A 13,060-nucleotide genomic window follows, 5' to 3' on the forward strand; every position below is an offset into this window, starting at 1 on the left:
ATGAGCAAGGGCATTATTCTGTTATCCGCCGGGGGAACCGGCGGTCATCTTTTTCCTGCGGAAGCATTGGGTCACGAGCTGAAAGCACGGGGCTTTTCCGTGCATCTGGTGACCGACAGCCGCGCCGAGCGTTTTGCTGGCAAGTTTCCGGCGGACGAGATTCATGTCGTACCGTCGGCGACGTTCGGATCGAAAAATCCGATCGCGATGGCGCGGACTGCCTGGAAGCTCTGGACCGGTCTTCGCGCCGCGCGCAAGCTGATATCGCGTTTGCGGCCGATCGCGGTCGTCGGCTTCGGTGGCTATCCAACAGTCCCGCCATTGATGGCCTCGACCGGCATGGGCGTGCCGACGATCATCCATGAGCAAAATGCGGTGATGGGCCGCGCCAACAAGGCGCTGGCTTCGAGGGTGCAGGCGATCGCTGGCGGGTTTCTTCCCGAAACGACCGGGACATACGCGGCAAAGACCGTAACGACCGGCAATCCGGTGCGTCCCGCGGTTCTGGAAGCCGCAAACGTGCCCTACGTCGCGTCGCGGGGAACTGATCCGTTCCGGCTCGTCGTGTTCGGTGGTAGCCAGGGCGCTCAGTTCTTCTCGTCTGCCGTGCCCACGGCCTTGAGCCTTCTCGATCAATCCGAGCGGGACAGGCTGGTTGTGACACAGCAGGCACGCCCCGAGGATCAGGGCCGTGTCGGCTCGTGCTTCGGCAAGCTGAATTCGAAGGTAGAAATCTCGCCGTTCTTCCCCGACATGGCCGAGCGTCTTGCGGCGGCGCATCTCGTGGTGTGCCGCTCGGGTGCATCGACGGTATCGGAGATCTCGGTGATCGGGCGACCGTCCATTCTGGTGCCCTATCCCTATGCTCTGGATCACGACCAGGCGGCCAATGCGGCGGCGCTCGTTGCGACCGGCGGAGCCGAGGTCGTGGCGCAGTCCGAGCTTTCGCCGGAACGCCTCTCGGCGATGATATCGTCTGCCATGAATGAGCCGGAGCGGCTGGAACGGACGGCGGCAGCCGCCAAGCGGGCAGGTCGGCCCAATGCGGCGATCGCACTTGCAGACCTCGTCACCGCGGTTGCTGAACGTAAAAATATTGCAGAATTCAAGGGAGTACGGGCATGAAGATGCCGAAGGCTATTGGCCTCGTTCATTTCATCGGCATCGGCGGGATCGGCATGAGCGGTATCGCCGAAGTGCTGCACAATCTCGGCCACAACGTTCAGGGCTCCGACCAGGCCGATAGCGCCAACGTGCAGCGCCTGCGCGACAAGGGTATCCCGGTTTTCGTCGGCCATACCGCCGAAAACCTTGGCGATGCGGAAGTCGTGGTCGTTTCGACAGCGATCAAGAAGAACAACCCGGAACTGGTCGCGGCACGCGAAAAATCGCTGCCGATCGTCCGGCGCGCGGAAATGCTGGCGGAGCTGATGCGCTTCCGCAATGCGATCGCGATCGGCGGCACGCACGGCAAGACCACCACGACTTCGATGGTCGCGGCGTTGCTCGAAGCCGGTAATCTCGATCCGACGGTCATCAACGGCGGCATCATTAATGCCTACGGCACCAACGCCCGCATGGGCGAGGGCGAGTGGATGGTGGTGGAAGCCGACGAATCGGACGGTACCTTCCTGAAGCTGCCCGCCGACGTTGCGGTTGTGACCAATATCGATCCGGAGCATCTCGACCACTACGGCAATTTCGACGCGGTGCGGGCGGCCTTCCGGCAATTCGTCGAGAACGTGCCGTTCTACGGCTTCGGCATTCTCTGCCTCGATCACCCGGAAGTGCAGGCGCTGGTCGGCAAGATCGAGGACCGCAAGGTCGTGACCTACGGGGAGAACCCGCAGGCCGATGCGCGGTTTTCGAACATCCGCATGGAGGGTACCAAGTCGATCTTCGACGTGGAAATCCGTCGCCGTCGCACCGGTCGGATCTTCACCTTCAAGGATCTGGTGTTGCCGATGCCGGGCCGCCACAACATCTCCAACGCAACGGCTGCGATTGCCGTCGCAAACCGGCTCGGGATATCGGAAGAGAATATCCGCAAGGGTCTTGCGAATTTCTCCGGCGTCAAGCGCCGCTTCACCCTGACCGGCACTGTCGACGGCGTTTCCATCTTCGACGATTACGGTCACCATCCGGTCGAGATCAAGGCCGTGCTGAAGGCAGCGCGCGAGGCATGCCAGGGGCGTGTCATCGCCGTCCACCAGCCGCACCGTTTCTCCCGGTTGTCGAGCCTGTTTGACGATTTTGCGAATTGTTTTAACGATGCCGACAGTATCATCCTTGCGCCGGTGTATGCCGCGGGGGAAGATCCGATCGAAGGGGTCAATTCAGAATCGCTGGTGTCGCGGATCAAATCGAGCGGCCACCGCGACGCGCGTTACATGACCTCTCCGAGCGAACTGGCTTCGATCGTCTCCGGCATTGCGAAGCCGGGGGATTTCGTGGTGCTTCTGGGGGCAGGCAACATCACGCAATGGGCTGCGTCGTTGCCGAAGGAACTTGAGAGATTTTCGGGACAGTAGAATGAAACAAGTAAATGGGGAAAAGCTGCTGACGTCACTCGGGGACGGCGTCAAGAACTTGCGTGGTCGTCTGACGCCGAACGCACCGATGGACCGTGTCACGTGGTTCCAGGCGGGCGGACTTGCCGAGCTGATGTTCCAGCCGCATGACGCCGAGGATCTCGCGACTTTCCTCAAGATGCTGCCGCAAGAGGTCCCTTTGACCGTTGTCGGCGTCGGCTCCAATCTGTTGGTGCGTGATGGTGGTATTCCGGGCGTTGTGGTCCGTCTCTCTGCCAAGGGGTTCGGCCAGCTCGATCTCATGGGTGACAACCGGATCAAGGCCGGTGCGATCTGCCCGGACAAGCACCTCGCTGCGATGGCGATGGACAATGGTATCGGCGGGTTTGCCTTCTACTACGGCATACCGGGTTCGATTGGCGGGGCGCTGCGGATGAACGCCGGCGCCAATGGCGGGGAGACTGCCGAGCGGCTGGTCGAAGTCCATGCCGTCGATCGCGAGGGCAACGAGCATGTGCTTTCCAACGAGGACATGGGATACAGCTACCGCCATTCATCGGCTTCCAAGGACCTGATCTTCACCCATGCGGTGTTCGAAGGGTACCCGGAGGACCGTGCCAAGATCCGCGCCGACATGGACGCTGTGCGCCAGCACCGCGAGACCGTGCAGCCGGTCAAGGAAAAGACCGGCGGCTCTACCTTCAAGAACCCGGAAGGCCATTCCGCCTGGAGCCTTATCGACGAGGCCGGCGGCCGCGGCCTGATGAACGGCGGCGCCCAGATGTCGTCGCTGCATTGCAATTTCATGATCAATATCGGCCATGCCACCGGCTATGATCTCGAATATCTCGGCGAGATGGTGCGCCAGCGCGTGTTCGACAAATCGGGCATCAAGCTGGAGTGGGAGATCAAGCGCCTCGGTATCTTCATGCCGGGCCGGGAAGTGCGGCCCTTCCAGGGTGCGACGACGGAGTAGCTATAACTAGTCCTTCTTCAAGGATGGGCGAATGACGCTGATACACAACGAGCGAACCAAACTTCTGGCGAATTCGCTGGACAGGCTTTCGACGGCCTGTGTGGCCGCGGGTTTCATAGCTCCGGCTGTCTCGCTTTCCAACGGAGCAGCTTCGGCTGGTATCTCGCTGTCTATCGCCCTTTCGACGCTGGCTTGGATTTCCGGCGGTTTGCTACTACATTGGGGTGCAAGACGTGCTCTTGGAGAGTTGATCTCATGAACGCACCCACTTTCTTCTTCCTGTATGTCCTGCCCTTTGTGATCGCTGGAGCGGGTTGGGTTGCCGTCTTGCTTGCGGAGCGAAGCAGCCGTCGCAAGCACCGGCTACATCCAGGAGAGTGACAGTTCACACAAAAAAAGCCCGCGAAGTCAGAGACTTCGCGGGCTTTTTTGTCATTTTGATTCCGGTTTAGCTTAGACCTCGTCCTTGCCCGACAGGAGGATGCAGACCAGCGTGATCACGGCAGCGATGCCGAGATAGTAGCCGACATAGGCCATGCCGTAATTGGCCTGGAGGTAGGTTGCGATATAGGGCGCGAGCGACGCGCCGAAGATGCCGGCGAGGTTGAAGGTGATCGACGAGCCCGTATAGCGGACCGCGGTCGGGAAGGGAGCGGCCAGTGCCGTTCCGATCAGGCCATAGGTCATGCCCATCAGCACCATCGCCAGTACGACGAACAGGAAGATCATGCCTTCGCCATTGGTCATCAGTGCCGGCAGGACAAACGAGAACAGCCCGATCAGCACCGTCGTCACGATCAGCATCTCGCGGCGTCCGTAGCGGTCACCCAGCTTGCCAACGATCGGAATGAAAATGCCGAACACGATCGAGCCGAGCAGCTGCACCTCGAGCGCATCGAGGAACGGCATCTTCAGGATCTTGACGTTGTAGGACAGTAGATAGGCCGAGCCGATGTAGAACAGCACGAAGGTTGCAAGTGCCACGAAAGTGCCAAGCGCCAGGCTGCGCTTATGCGTGCGGAACAGTTCCACGACCGGGATCTCGACCCGCTCCTGCTTGTCGATCGTCTTTTGGAAGGCTGGCGTCTCGGTGATCGAGAGGCGTACCCAGAGGCCAACGGCAATCAGCAGGATCGATGCAATGAACGGAATGCGCCAGCCCCAGGACAGAAGCGCTTCCTGCGACATGAAGTGCAGCAGGATCCAGAACACGCCCGAAGACAGGAACAGGCCGACAGGAGCGCCAAGCTGCGGGAACATGCCGTACCAGGTGCGCTTACCCGGAGGCGCGTTTTCGGTCGCGAGCAGAACAGCACCGCCCCATTCGCCGCCGAGGCCAAAGCCCTGGCCGAAACGGCAAAGCGCCAGAAGCAGCGGTGCTGCCACGCCGATCGTCTCATAGGTCGGCAGCAGGCCGATGATCACGGTGGAAATGCCCATGGTCAAAAGTGCGGCAACCAGCGTGGTCTTGCGTCCGATCCGGTCACCGAAATGGCCGAACACGACGGCTCCGAGCGGGCGGGCAAAAAATGCGATCGAGAAGGTTGCGAACGAGGCAAGCAGCGCCGTCGTCGGATCGCTGTTGGGGAAGAACAGCGCCGGGAAGACGAGGACCGCAGCCGTCGCGTAAACGTAGAAATCGAAGAACTCGATCGTCGTGCCGACCAGGCTGGCCGTCAGGACGCGTGCAGGAGAATTCATTGCAACATGCGCTAACGGCTCAGCTGACGGCGAAGCGGGAGGCGTCGCGTTTGTCATACTGATTCCAATTCAGGAGATTTAAATATGCGGCTCTCAAGGAGTACCGGCTGCGACATACAGCAGTTTTCTGACGAGTAAAACAAAAAACGCGCAATAAACGGCACGTTTTCACCCCTGATCCATTGCGATCTTGCCGCGTTCGAGCAGCTGTTCGAGCTGCATGTCCCGTGCGGTACCCTGCGACCTCAAGTCCTGCATTAACCATTTCAAAATCTAATTTGTGCTTCAATTTCAGCCTGTTGGGTTCTCCCATTGAGGAAAGTAAACGATTTGTTAACCATTTTGGTGCACCAATAGCCTGGCGATCAGATCTGAGAAAGAATCGTTGGTCGTACAAGTTTGGCGCAAGCGATGTCGCTTAAGCCTAAAGCCCTTTTCCGGGAGTGGTTGATGAACGACATGCATGTGGCTGTATTGATGGGAGGGTTTTCCTCCGAGCGGCCGGTCAGCCTGTCTTCCGGCAACGCCTGTGCTGAGGCTTTGGAAGGCGAGGGTTACAAGGTGACGCGGGTTGATGTCGATCGTGATGTCGCAGCGGTTCTTGCCAGCCTGCGCCCGGATGTCGCCTTCAATGCGCTGCATGGTCCCTTCGGTGAAGATGGCACCATCCAGGGCGTGCTCGAATATCTCGAAATTCCCTACACGCATTCCGGCGTTCTTGCTTCCGCTCTCGCGATGGACAAGCAGCAGGCCAAGCGCGTGGCCAAGGCTGCCGGTATTCCTGTTGCTGAAGCCAAGGTCATGGATCGCCATGAGTTTACCAACGAGCATCCGATCGCGACCCCTTACGTCGTCAAGCCGGTGCGCGAAGGCTCGTCCTTCGGCGTCGTCATCGTCAAGGAAGGCCAGTCTCACCCGCCGCAGATCATTACCTCGCCGGAATGGAAGTACGGCAGCCAGGTGATGGTCGAGCGTTATGTCTATGGCCGCGAGCTGACCTGCGGCGTCATGGGCGACGTGGCGCTGGGTGTGACGGAAGTCATCCCGAACGGCGATGCGTTCTATGACTACGATGCGAAATATGCGGTCGGTGGTTCGAGTCACGTCATTCCTGCACAAATTTCACCAAATATTTACCAAAAAATTCAATCCTTGGCGCTTGAGGCGCACCGGGCGATGGGGTGTCGTGGCGTCAGTCGCTCGGACTTTCGCTTCGACGACCGGTTTTCCGAAGACGGCGAAGTCATCTGGCTGGAAATCAACACGCAGCCCGGGATGACGCCGACCTCGCTTGTGCCTGAGATGGCTGTTCATGCTGGTCATACTTTTGGTGGTCTCGTCCGTTGGATGGTGGAGGACGCGTCGTGTTTGCGTTGAATAGCAAAAAAGCTGACGATCACGGCCGGGCAAACTATCTCGGCGCTGAAGAGCGTCGTGTACTGCCGCGTCCACTGCGCCGCGTCGTCCGCTTCGGCTTGAGCCTTGCGACGGGCCGCATCCATATCCCTGATCATACCGGCACGTTCGCGACTTTCGGTTTCTTCGCGGTTGTCGGCCTCTACGGAATGTCGCTTGGCGGTCATGCCCAGACGGTTGCTCAGGCGACGACAGCGGCCGTCGGTTTCGCCATCGAAGACGTTCGCGTCTCGGGCAATGACCAGACGTCGGAGATCGATATCCTTCAGCTTCTCGGTCTCGATGGCACGACCTCGCTGGTCGCTCTCGATGTCGATCAGGCGCGCCGCAAGCTGTCCGAGCTTCCCTGGGTTCGCTATGCCGAAGTCCGCAAAGTCTATCCGCGCACGATCGAAGTCATGCTCAAGGAGCGCGAAGCTTTCGGGATCTGGCAGAACGGTTCGGATCTCGCTCTGATCGAAAAGAACGGTTCCATCATCGCGCCGCTGCGGGACAGCAAGTTCGCTTCCCTGCCGCTGTTCGTGGGTCGTGAAGCAGACAAGGCCGCATCCGCTTTTGTCGATCAGATGGCTGCGTGGCCGGAGCTTCGCTCGCGGGTAAAGGCGTACGTCCGCGTCGCCGGTCGTCGCTGGGATTTGCACATCGACAACGGCGTTGTCCTGAAGCTGCCGGAAACCCAGGTCGAGACCGCGCTCAGCGTGCTGGCTCGTCTGGAAAAGGAAGAACGGATCCTGGAGCGTGACATCGCTGCCGTCGATCTTCGCCTGCACGACCGCACAACCGTTGAACTTACTTCTGCCGCCACCGAACGCCGCAACGAGGCAGTCGAGGCACGCACGAAGGCGTTGAAGAAGGCAGGAGAGACGTGAGTGTATTCGGTTCTTCCAATTACGGGCTTCCGCACATGAAGCCACTGTCTTCCAAGCGCAGCCACATCGTTTCGGTGCTCGACATCGGCTCGACCAAGGTCGTGTGCATGATTGCTCGGCTGACGCCAAAGCAGGAAAGCCAGATCCTGCCGGGTCGGACCCATCATGTCGAGATCATCGGCATCGGCCACCAGCGTTCGCGCGGCGTCAAGTCCGGCGTCATCGGCGATCTCGATGCGGCGGAAAGCGTCGTCCGTCTTGCGGTTGACGCTGCAGAGCGCATGGCCGGCCTCACGGTCGACAGCCTCATCGTCAATGTTTCTGCCGGTCGTCTGACCAGCGACGTCTATACGGCATCGATCGACCTCGGTGGACAGGAAGTCGAATTGGCCGATCTGAAGCGTGTTCTCGTCGCCGCCAGCCAGAAGTCGGCTCGCCAGGACCGCGCAATCCTTCACTCGCTGCCGACCGGCTTCACATTGGATGGCGAAGTCGGGATCCGCGATCCGCTGGCGATGTACGGCGATATGCTGGGCGTCGATATGCATGTCGTCACCGCCGAGCGCGTGATGCTGCGTAACCTCGAGCTCTGCATCAACCGTGCGCATCTGTCCGTCGAGGGCATGGTGGCAACGCCTTATGCCAGCGGCCTTGCAGCCCTTGTCGACGACGAAGTCGAACTGGGTTGTGCAGCGATCGACATGGGCGGCGGCACGACAACAATTTCGGTGTTTGCCGAAGGCAAGCTCGTTCATACGGATGCGATCGGCCTCGGTGGCCATCACGTCACCACGGACCTTGCACGTGGTCTTTCGACCCGGATCGAGGATGCCGAGCGGATGAAGGTCGTGCATGGCTCGGCCGTCTCCAACGGCGCAGACGACCGCGACATGATTTCGGTTCCGCCGATCGGCGAGGACGACCGCGACCAGCCGACCCAGGTTCCGCGCTCGCTCGTCACCCGAATCGTCAAGGCCCGCATCGAAGAAACGCTGGAACTGATTCGTGACCGGATCCAGAAATCCGGTTTCAGCCCGATCGTCGGCAAGCGCGTCGTTCTGACGGGTGGTGCAAGCCAGTTGACTGGCCTGTCGGAGACAGCCCGTCACATTCTGGCCCGCAATGTTCGTATTGGTCGTCCGATGGGCATTTCCGGCTTGCCGGCTGCCGCCAAGGGCCCGGCCTTTTCGACGGCCGTAGGACTGATGATCTACCCGCAGGTCGCAGACCTCGAAACACATGCATCCCAGAGCGGCCTGATCGGCTCGCTCGGAAATGGAAACGGCCGTCTCGCCCGCGTCGGGCAATGGCTCAAGGAAAGTTTTTGACCCGGGCTCTGCTCCCGGATCAGAGAAGTTGCAATGAATTGGCCAGCTCGGCAATGCGGCCACGAGAAGAAGGACAGGTACAATGACGATCAAGCTTCAAAAGCCTGATATTACCGAGCTGAAGCCTCGGATCACCGTTTTCGGCGTCGGCGGCGGCGGCGGCAATGCCGTCAACAACATGATCACCGCAGGGCTGGAAGGCGTCGATTTCGTCGTTGCCAATACCGATGCCCAGGCGCTGACCATGACCAAGGCCGAGCGGATCATCCAGATGGGTGTGCAGGTCACCGAAGGTCTCGGCGCAGGTTCGCAGCCGGAAGTCGGTCGCGCTGCCGCTGAGGAATGCCTCGACGAGATCATCGATCATCTTAACGGAACGCATATGTGCTTCGTCACCGCCGGCATGGGCGGCGGCACCGGCACCGGTGCTGCTCCAGTCGTTGCACAGGCTGCCCGCAACAAGGGTATCCTCACGGTTGGCGTTGTTACCAAGCCGTTCCACTTCGAAGGCGGTCGCCGCATGCGGCTTGCCGAACAGGGCATCCAGGAACTGCAGAAGTCGGTCGACACGCTGATCGTCATTCCGAACCAGAACCTATTCCGCATCGCCAACGACAAGACGACGTTTGCCGACGCCTTCGCCATGGCCGACCAGGTTCTCTATTCGGGCGTTGCCTGCATCACCGACCTGATGGTCAAGGAAGGCCTCATCAACCTCGACTTCGCGGACGTTCGTTCCGTGATGCGCGAAATGGGCCGTGCGATGATGGGCACCGGCGAAGCTTCGGGTTCGGGCCGTGCGATGCAGGCAGCGGAAGCTGCTATCGCCAACCCGCTGCTCGACGAGACTTCGATGAAGGGTGCACAGGGCCTGCTGATCTCCATCACCGGTGGTCGCGACCTCACACTGTTCGAAGTCGACGAAGCGGCAACCCGCATCCGCGAAGAAGTCGATCCGGACGCCAACATCATCCTCGGCGCAACCTTCGACGAAGCGCTGGAAGGCATCATCCGCGTCTCCGTCGTTGCCACCGGCATCGACCGCGCCCATGGCGAAATCGACCTGCGTGCCGCTGAAATGCGCGCAGCCCAGAAGCCGATTATCCGTCCTTCGGCGGCCGTTGCTCCGGCTCCGGCCGCACAGCAGCCTGTCATGATGCAGGCACCGGTTCAGGCCGCAGCGCCTGCGCCAATGGCTCCGAAGGCAGTCGATCCGATCGCCGAGACCATCCGCCAGGCCGAAGCCGACATGGAACGCGAACTGGCTATCCCGCAGCCGGTCATGCAGCAGCCTGCAGCGCCCGCGCCGCAGCCAGTCATGCAGCAGCAGCCGCCGGCCGAAGAGGCATTCCGTCCGCAGAGCCGTCTGTTCGCACAGTCTGCACCGGTTGAAGCCGCTCCGCAGGTTTCGCGCCCGGCTCCGCAGATGACGCAGCAGCCAGCACCACGCATGACACAGCCGGTTCAGCAGGAGCCTGTCTACCGCGAACCCGTCATGGAACCGGTCCGCATGCCGAAGGTCGAGGATTTCCCGCCGGTCGTTAAGGCCGAGATGGATCACCGCACCCAGCCTGCCAGCCATGTGCAGGAAGAGCGCGGCCCGATGGGTCTTCTGAAGCGAATCACCAACTCGCTTGGCCGTCGTGATGAAGAAGAGCATGTCGAACCGGCCGCCGCTCCGGCACCGGCTCAGCAGCAGCGCCGTCCGCTGTCGCCTGAGGCAAGCCTCTACGCACCGCGTCGCGGCAACCTCGACGATCACGGTCGTTCGGTACCGCAGAGCTCGCAGCATGACGACGATCAGCTCGAAATTCCGGCATTCCTTCGCCGTCAGTCGAACTGATTTGTGGGAGCGTCGCAGCGTCAGCGCGCGGCGTTCAACAAATGTCTGCAGAGCCCGGGTCGTTGCACCCGGGCTTTGTGTATCCGGACGCCTGAGGCGTTAAGGATTTTGTCCTGGACCTCCGGAAAAGTTGCCTTAATTCAGGTTGTTACCGGTAGACGTCCGCGTTTGTGCCTTGAGTCCTAACACCGCGTCATTCTGCGGGTTGGTGGCGTAACAATCCGATACGAACAGTGATTTGGAATGTTAAAGACGCCTGCGTATGTAAGACGATAAGTGATGCTGACATGAACGTTTGAGAGGCGTTGTCGCCGGTATCTAACCAAGCTCGATCCCAGACCAGGGGTCTTGAGAGAAGGCATTAGAATGACCATCGGATTGCTCGGTTTCCAGACCACCATCGCGGCCCCGGTTTCTTTGACCGGTATTGGCGTGCATTCGGGGTCTCCGGTCAGCATCACATTCCAGCCTTCTGAAGCCAATTCCGGTATCATCTTCGCGCGTCAGTTTGATGACGGATCTTCTGCCGAATACCGCGCCGTCTCCTCTCAGGTTGGACCGACCGATCTCTGCACGATCCTCGGTTCGTCGCCGGCCACCTGGGTTGCCACGATCGAACACGTGATGGCAGCACTCTACGCGCTCGGGATCGACAACGTGACTGTCGATGTCGATGGCGCCGAAATGCCGATCATGGACGGCAGCTCCTATCCTTTCATTGATGCGATCGAACAGGTCGGCATCGTCAATCTCAATGTGAAGCGTCGCTACATCCGTGTCATCAAGCCGGTCCGAATCGAATCGGGCGCGTCCTGGTCCGAGTTCCGGCCGCATGATGGTACCCGCTTTGAAGTCGAGATCGATTTCGCATCTCCGCTGATCGGCCGTCAGAGCTGGAACGGTGAACTGACCGCAGCGCGGTTCAAGCAGGATCTTTCACGGGCTCGTACATTCGGCTTCATGCGTGACGTCGAGCGCCTTTGGGCTGCTGGCTACGCTCTCGGTTCGTCGCTTGAGAATTCCGTCGTCATTTCCGATGACGAAACGGTCGTGAATGTCGAGGGTCTTCGCTATCAGGACGAATTCGTGCGCCACAAGACGCTGGACGCGGTTGGCGATCTTGCGCTTGCCGGCGCTCAGTTCATCGGCTGCTACCGCTCCTATCGCGGCGGCCACAAGATGAACGCCAATGCGCTGAAAGCTCTGCTCAACGATCCGACGGCTTATGAAATCGTCGAAGCGCCATCGTCGCGGGTTGCGCGCGTGAGGGCCGGAGATTTCGTTCCGGTCAGCGTCAGTGAACTGGCGCCGTCTTTTGCTTGAATAACAACTCCAGTCGACTTGGCCGCTTCCGTTGGAAGCGGCTTTTCTTTTGAATAGCCATGTGTGCTGCGGTCGGTGCCACAAAAATGCGTTAATGGGTGAGCATTGCGTTGCTCTGCCAATACTTTTATGGCTAGAACGACCTGCTTTCGGGCAGCAGGGCAAAACGGGCGGGACATCGGGAATTGTCGAATGGCGTATGCGAAGGCTGTAGAAATGCGTAGAGCGGCAAGGATCGCACTTGTATCGTTGGTGTTTGCGGGTGCCGGTCTCGGCCTTACCGCATGCCAGTCGGACAAAGACATCGACATCACCAAGCTCGGTTTCGAAAGCGAGTCGCCCGAGGCCCTCTACAATCAGGGCCTTGCCAACATGAAGGCGGGCAATATCGTCGAAGCGAGCCGCAAGTTCGACGCCATCGAGAAGCAGAACCCGTTCACCGAATGGGGCCGCAAGGCGCTCGTCATGAGCACGTTCAGCAAGTATCGCATGGGCCGCAACGACGAAGCCATCACCGTCGGTAACCGCTATCTCAACCAGTACCCGCGCTCCGCAGATTCGGCCTACGTGCAGTATCTGGTCGGCCTTGCCTATTCCAAGCAGGTCGCCGACGTCACGCAGGACCAGAAGGCCGCCAACAACACGATCGATGCGATGACCAAGGTCGTCCGTGATTATCCCGATTCGGAATATGTCGAGGATGCGCAGGCCAAGATCCGCTTTGCGCGTGACCAGCTTGCCGGCAAGGAAATGCAGGTCGGGCGATACTATCTCGAGCGCAAGGAATATCTTGCCGCCATCTCGCGCTTCCGCAGGGTCGTCGAGACCTTTTCCAATACCAACCAGGTTGAAGAAGCCCTCGCGCGTCTGACGGAAACCTATTACGCGATGGGCATCGTCGAAGAGGCGCAGACCGCCGCAGCCGTGCTTGGCCGCAACTATCCGGACAGCCAGTGGTACGCAGACTCCTACAAGCTGCTTCAATCTGGCGGCGTTCAGCCGCGCGAGAACAAGGGCTCGTGGATTGCGCGTGCCGGCGCAAAGCTCGTCGGCGCCTGAGACCTTTCAACCAA

Annotated in this window: 10 protein-coding genes; 9 read left to right on the forward strand and 1 reads right to left on the reverse strand. The window is 60.1% G+C overall.

The features are described from left to right. The 3 genes from murG to murB are packed head-to-tail and all read left to right on the forward strand — an operon-like array spanning position 1 to position 3,507. Positions 1–1,125 (forward strand): undecaprenyldiphospho-muramoylpentapeptide beta-N-acetylglucosaminyltransferase, encoded by a 1,125-nt coding sequence (murG, locus tag ACQY1L_RS05340; RefSeq protein WP_430243178.1) that lies wholly within the window; start codon positions 1–3, stop codon positions 1,123–1,125. Beyond that, positions 1,122–2,531 (forward strand): UDP-N-acetylmuramate--L-alanine ligase, encoded by a 1,410-nt coding sequence (gene murC / locus ACQY1L_RS05345; protein WP_062456179.1) that lies wholly within the window; start codon positions 1,122–1,124, stop codon positions 2,529–2,531. Before murG ends, murC begins: the two co-directional genes overlap by 4 nt. A gap of 1 nt (position 2,532) precedes the next feature. Next, complete coding sequence (gene murB, locus ACQY1L_RS05350; RefSeq protein ID WP_113110663.1) at positions 2,533–3,507, forward strand: UDP-N-acetylmuramate dehydrogenase; 975 nt, start codon at positions 2,533–2,535, stop codon at positions 3,505–3,507. Between the two features lie 453 nt (positions 3,508–3,960). Here the strand turns inward: murB and ACQY1L_RS05355 are convergent, their stop codons facing one another. Continuing rightward, positions 3,961–5,265, reverse strand: coding sequence for an MFS transporter (locus ACQY1L_RS05355; RefSeq protein ID WP_062456185.1), 1,305 nt, complete (start codon positions 5,263–5,265; stop codon positions 3,961–3,963). Between the two features lie 393 nt (positions 5,266–5,658). On the opposite strand from ACQY1L_RS05355, the gene ACQY1L_RS05360 reads away from it, so the two are divergent. The 6 genes from ACQY1L_RS05360 to ACQY1L_RS05385 all read left to right on the forward strand — a co-directional run bounded on the left by ACQY1L_RS05360 (position 5,659) and on the right by ACQY1L_RS05385 (position 13,046). Beyond that, entirely contained in the window at positions 5,659–6,585 is a 927-nt protein-coding gene (locus ACQY1L_RS05360; protein ID WP_113167595.1) for a D-alanine--D-alanine ligase, read from the forward strand. After that, complete coding sequence (locus ACQY1L_RS05365; RefSeq protein WP_062456190.1) at positions 6,573–7,493, forward strand: cell division protein FtsQ/DivIB; 921 nt, start codon at positions 6,573–6,575, stop codon at positions 7,491–7,493. The genes ACQY1L_RS05360 and ACQY1L_RS05365 overlap by 13 nt, the downstream gene beginning before the upstream one ends. Beyond that, a complete protein-coding gene (gene ftsA, locus ACQY1L_RS05370; RefSeq protein WP_430261981.1) occupies positions 7,490–8,821 on the forward strand; it encodes a cell division protein FtsA in 1,332 nt (443 codons plus the stop codon). The genes ACQY1L_RS05365 and ftsA overlap by 4 nt, the downstream gene beginning before the upstream one ends. 82 nt (positions 8,822–8,903) lie before the next feature. Continuing rightward, positions 8,904–10,664 carry a cell division protein FtsZ gene (gene ftsZ, locus ACQY1L_RS05375; protein ID WP_209901252.1) on the forward strand — a complete coding sequence of 587 codons (1,761 nt, stop codon included), beginning with the start codon at positions 8,904–8,906 and terminating at the stop codon, positions 10,662–10,664. A 366-nt stretch (positions 10,665–11,030) separates the two neighbouring features. After that, positions 11,031–11,987 carry a UDP-3-O-acyl-N-acetylglucosamine deacetylase gene (gene lpxC, locus ACQY1L_RS05380; RefSeq protein ID WP_430243182.1) on the forward strand — a complete coding sequence of 319 codons (957 nt, stop codon included), beginning with the start codon at positions 11,031–11,033 and terminating at the stop codon, positions 11,985–11,987. Positions 11,988–12,179: 192 nt separating this feature from the next. Then, positions 12,180–13,046, forward strand: coding sequence for an outer membrane protein assembly factor BamD (locus ACQY1L_RS05385; RefSeq protein WP_062456202.1), 867 nt, complete (start codon positions 12,180–12,182; stop codon positions 13,044–13,046). Positions 13,047–13,060: the final 14 nt, after the last annotated feature.

The organism is Neorhizobium sp. DAR64862/K0K3 (assembly GCF_050500185.1).
GTDB classification, from domain to species: Bacteria; Pseudomonadota; Alphaproteobacteria; order Rhizobiales; family Rhizobiaceae; genus Neorhizobium; species Neorhizobium soli.

What these genes read in the sequence shown, in the direction of transcription:
- murG (WP_430243178.1), top strand. Translation starts at nt 1, where the DNA reads ATGAGCAAGGGCATTATTCTGTTATCCGCCGGGGGAACCGGCGGTCAT.
- ftsZ (WP_209901252.1), top strand. Translation starts at nt 8,904, where the DNA reads ATGACGATCAAGCTTCAAAAGCCTGATATTACCGAGCTGAAGCCTCGG.
- ACQY1L_RS05360 (WP_113167595.1), top strand. Translation starts at nt 5,659, where the DNA reads ATGAACGACATGCATGTGGCTGTATTGATGGGAGGGTTTTCCTCCGAG.
- murB (WP_113110663.1), top strand. Translation starts at nt 2,533, where the DNA reads ATGAAACAAGTAAATGGGGAAAAGCTGCTGACGTCACTCGGGGACGGC.
- lpxC (WP_430243182.1), top strand. Translation starts at nt 11,031, where the DNA reads ATGACCATCGGATTGCTCGGTTTCCAGACCACCATCGCGGCCCCGGTT.
- murC (WP_062456179.1), top strand. Translation starts at nt 1,122, where the DNA reads ATGAAGATGCCGAAGGCTATTGGCCTCGTTCATTTCATCGGCATCGGC.
- ACQY1L_RS05385 (WP_062456202.1), top strand. Translation starts at nt 12,180, where the DNA reads ATGGCGTATGCGAAGGCTGTAGAAATGCGTAGAGCGGCAAGGATCGCA.
- ACQY1L_RS05355 (WP_062456185.1), bottom strand. Translation starts at nt 5,265, where the DNA reads ATGACAAACGCGACGCCTCCCGCTTCGCCGTCAGCTGAGCCGTTAGCG.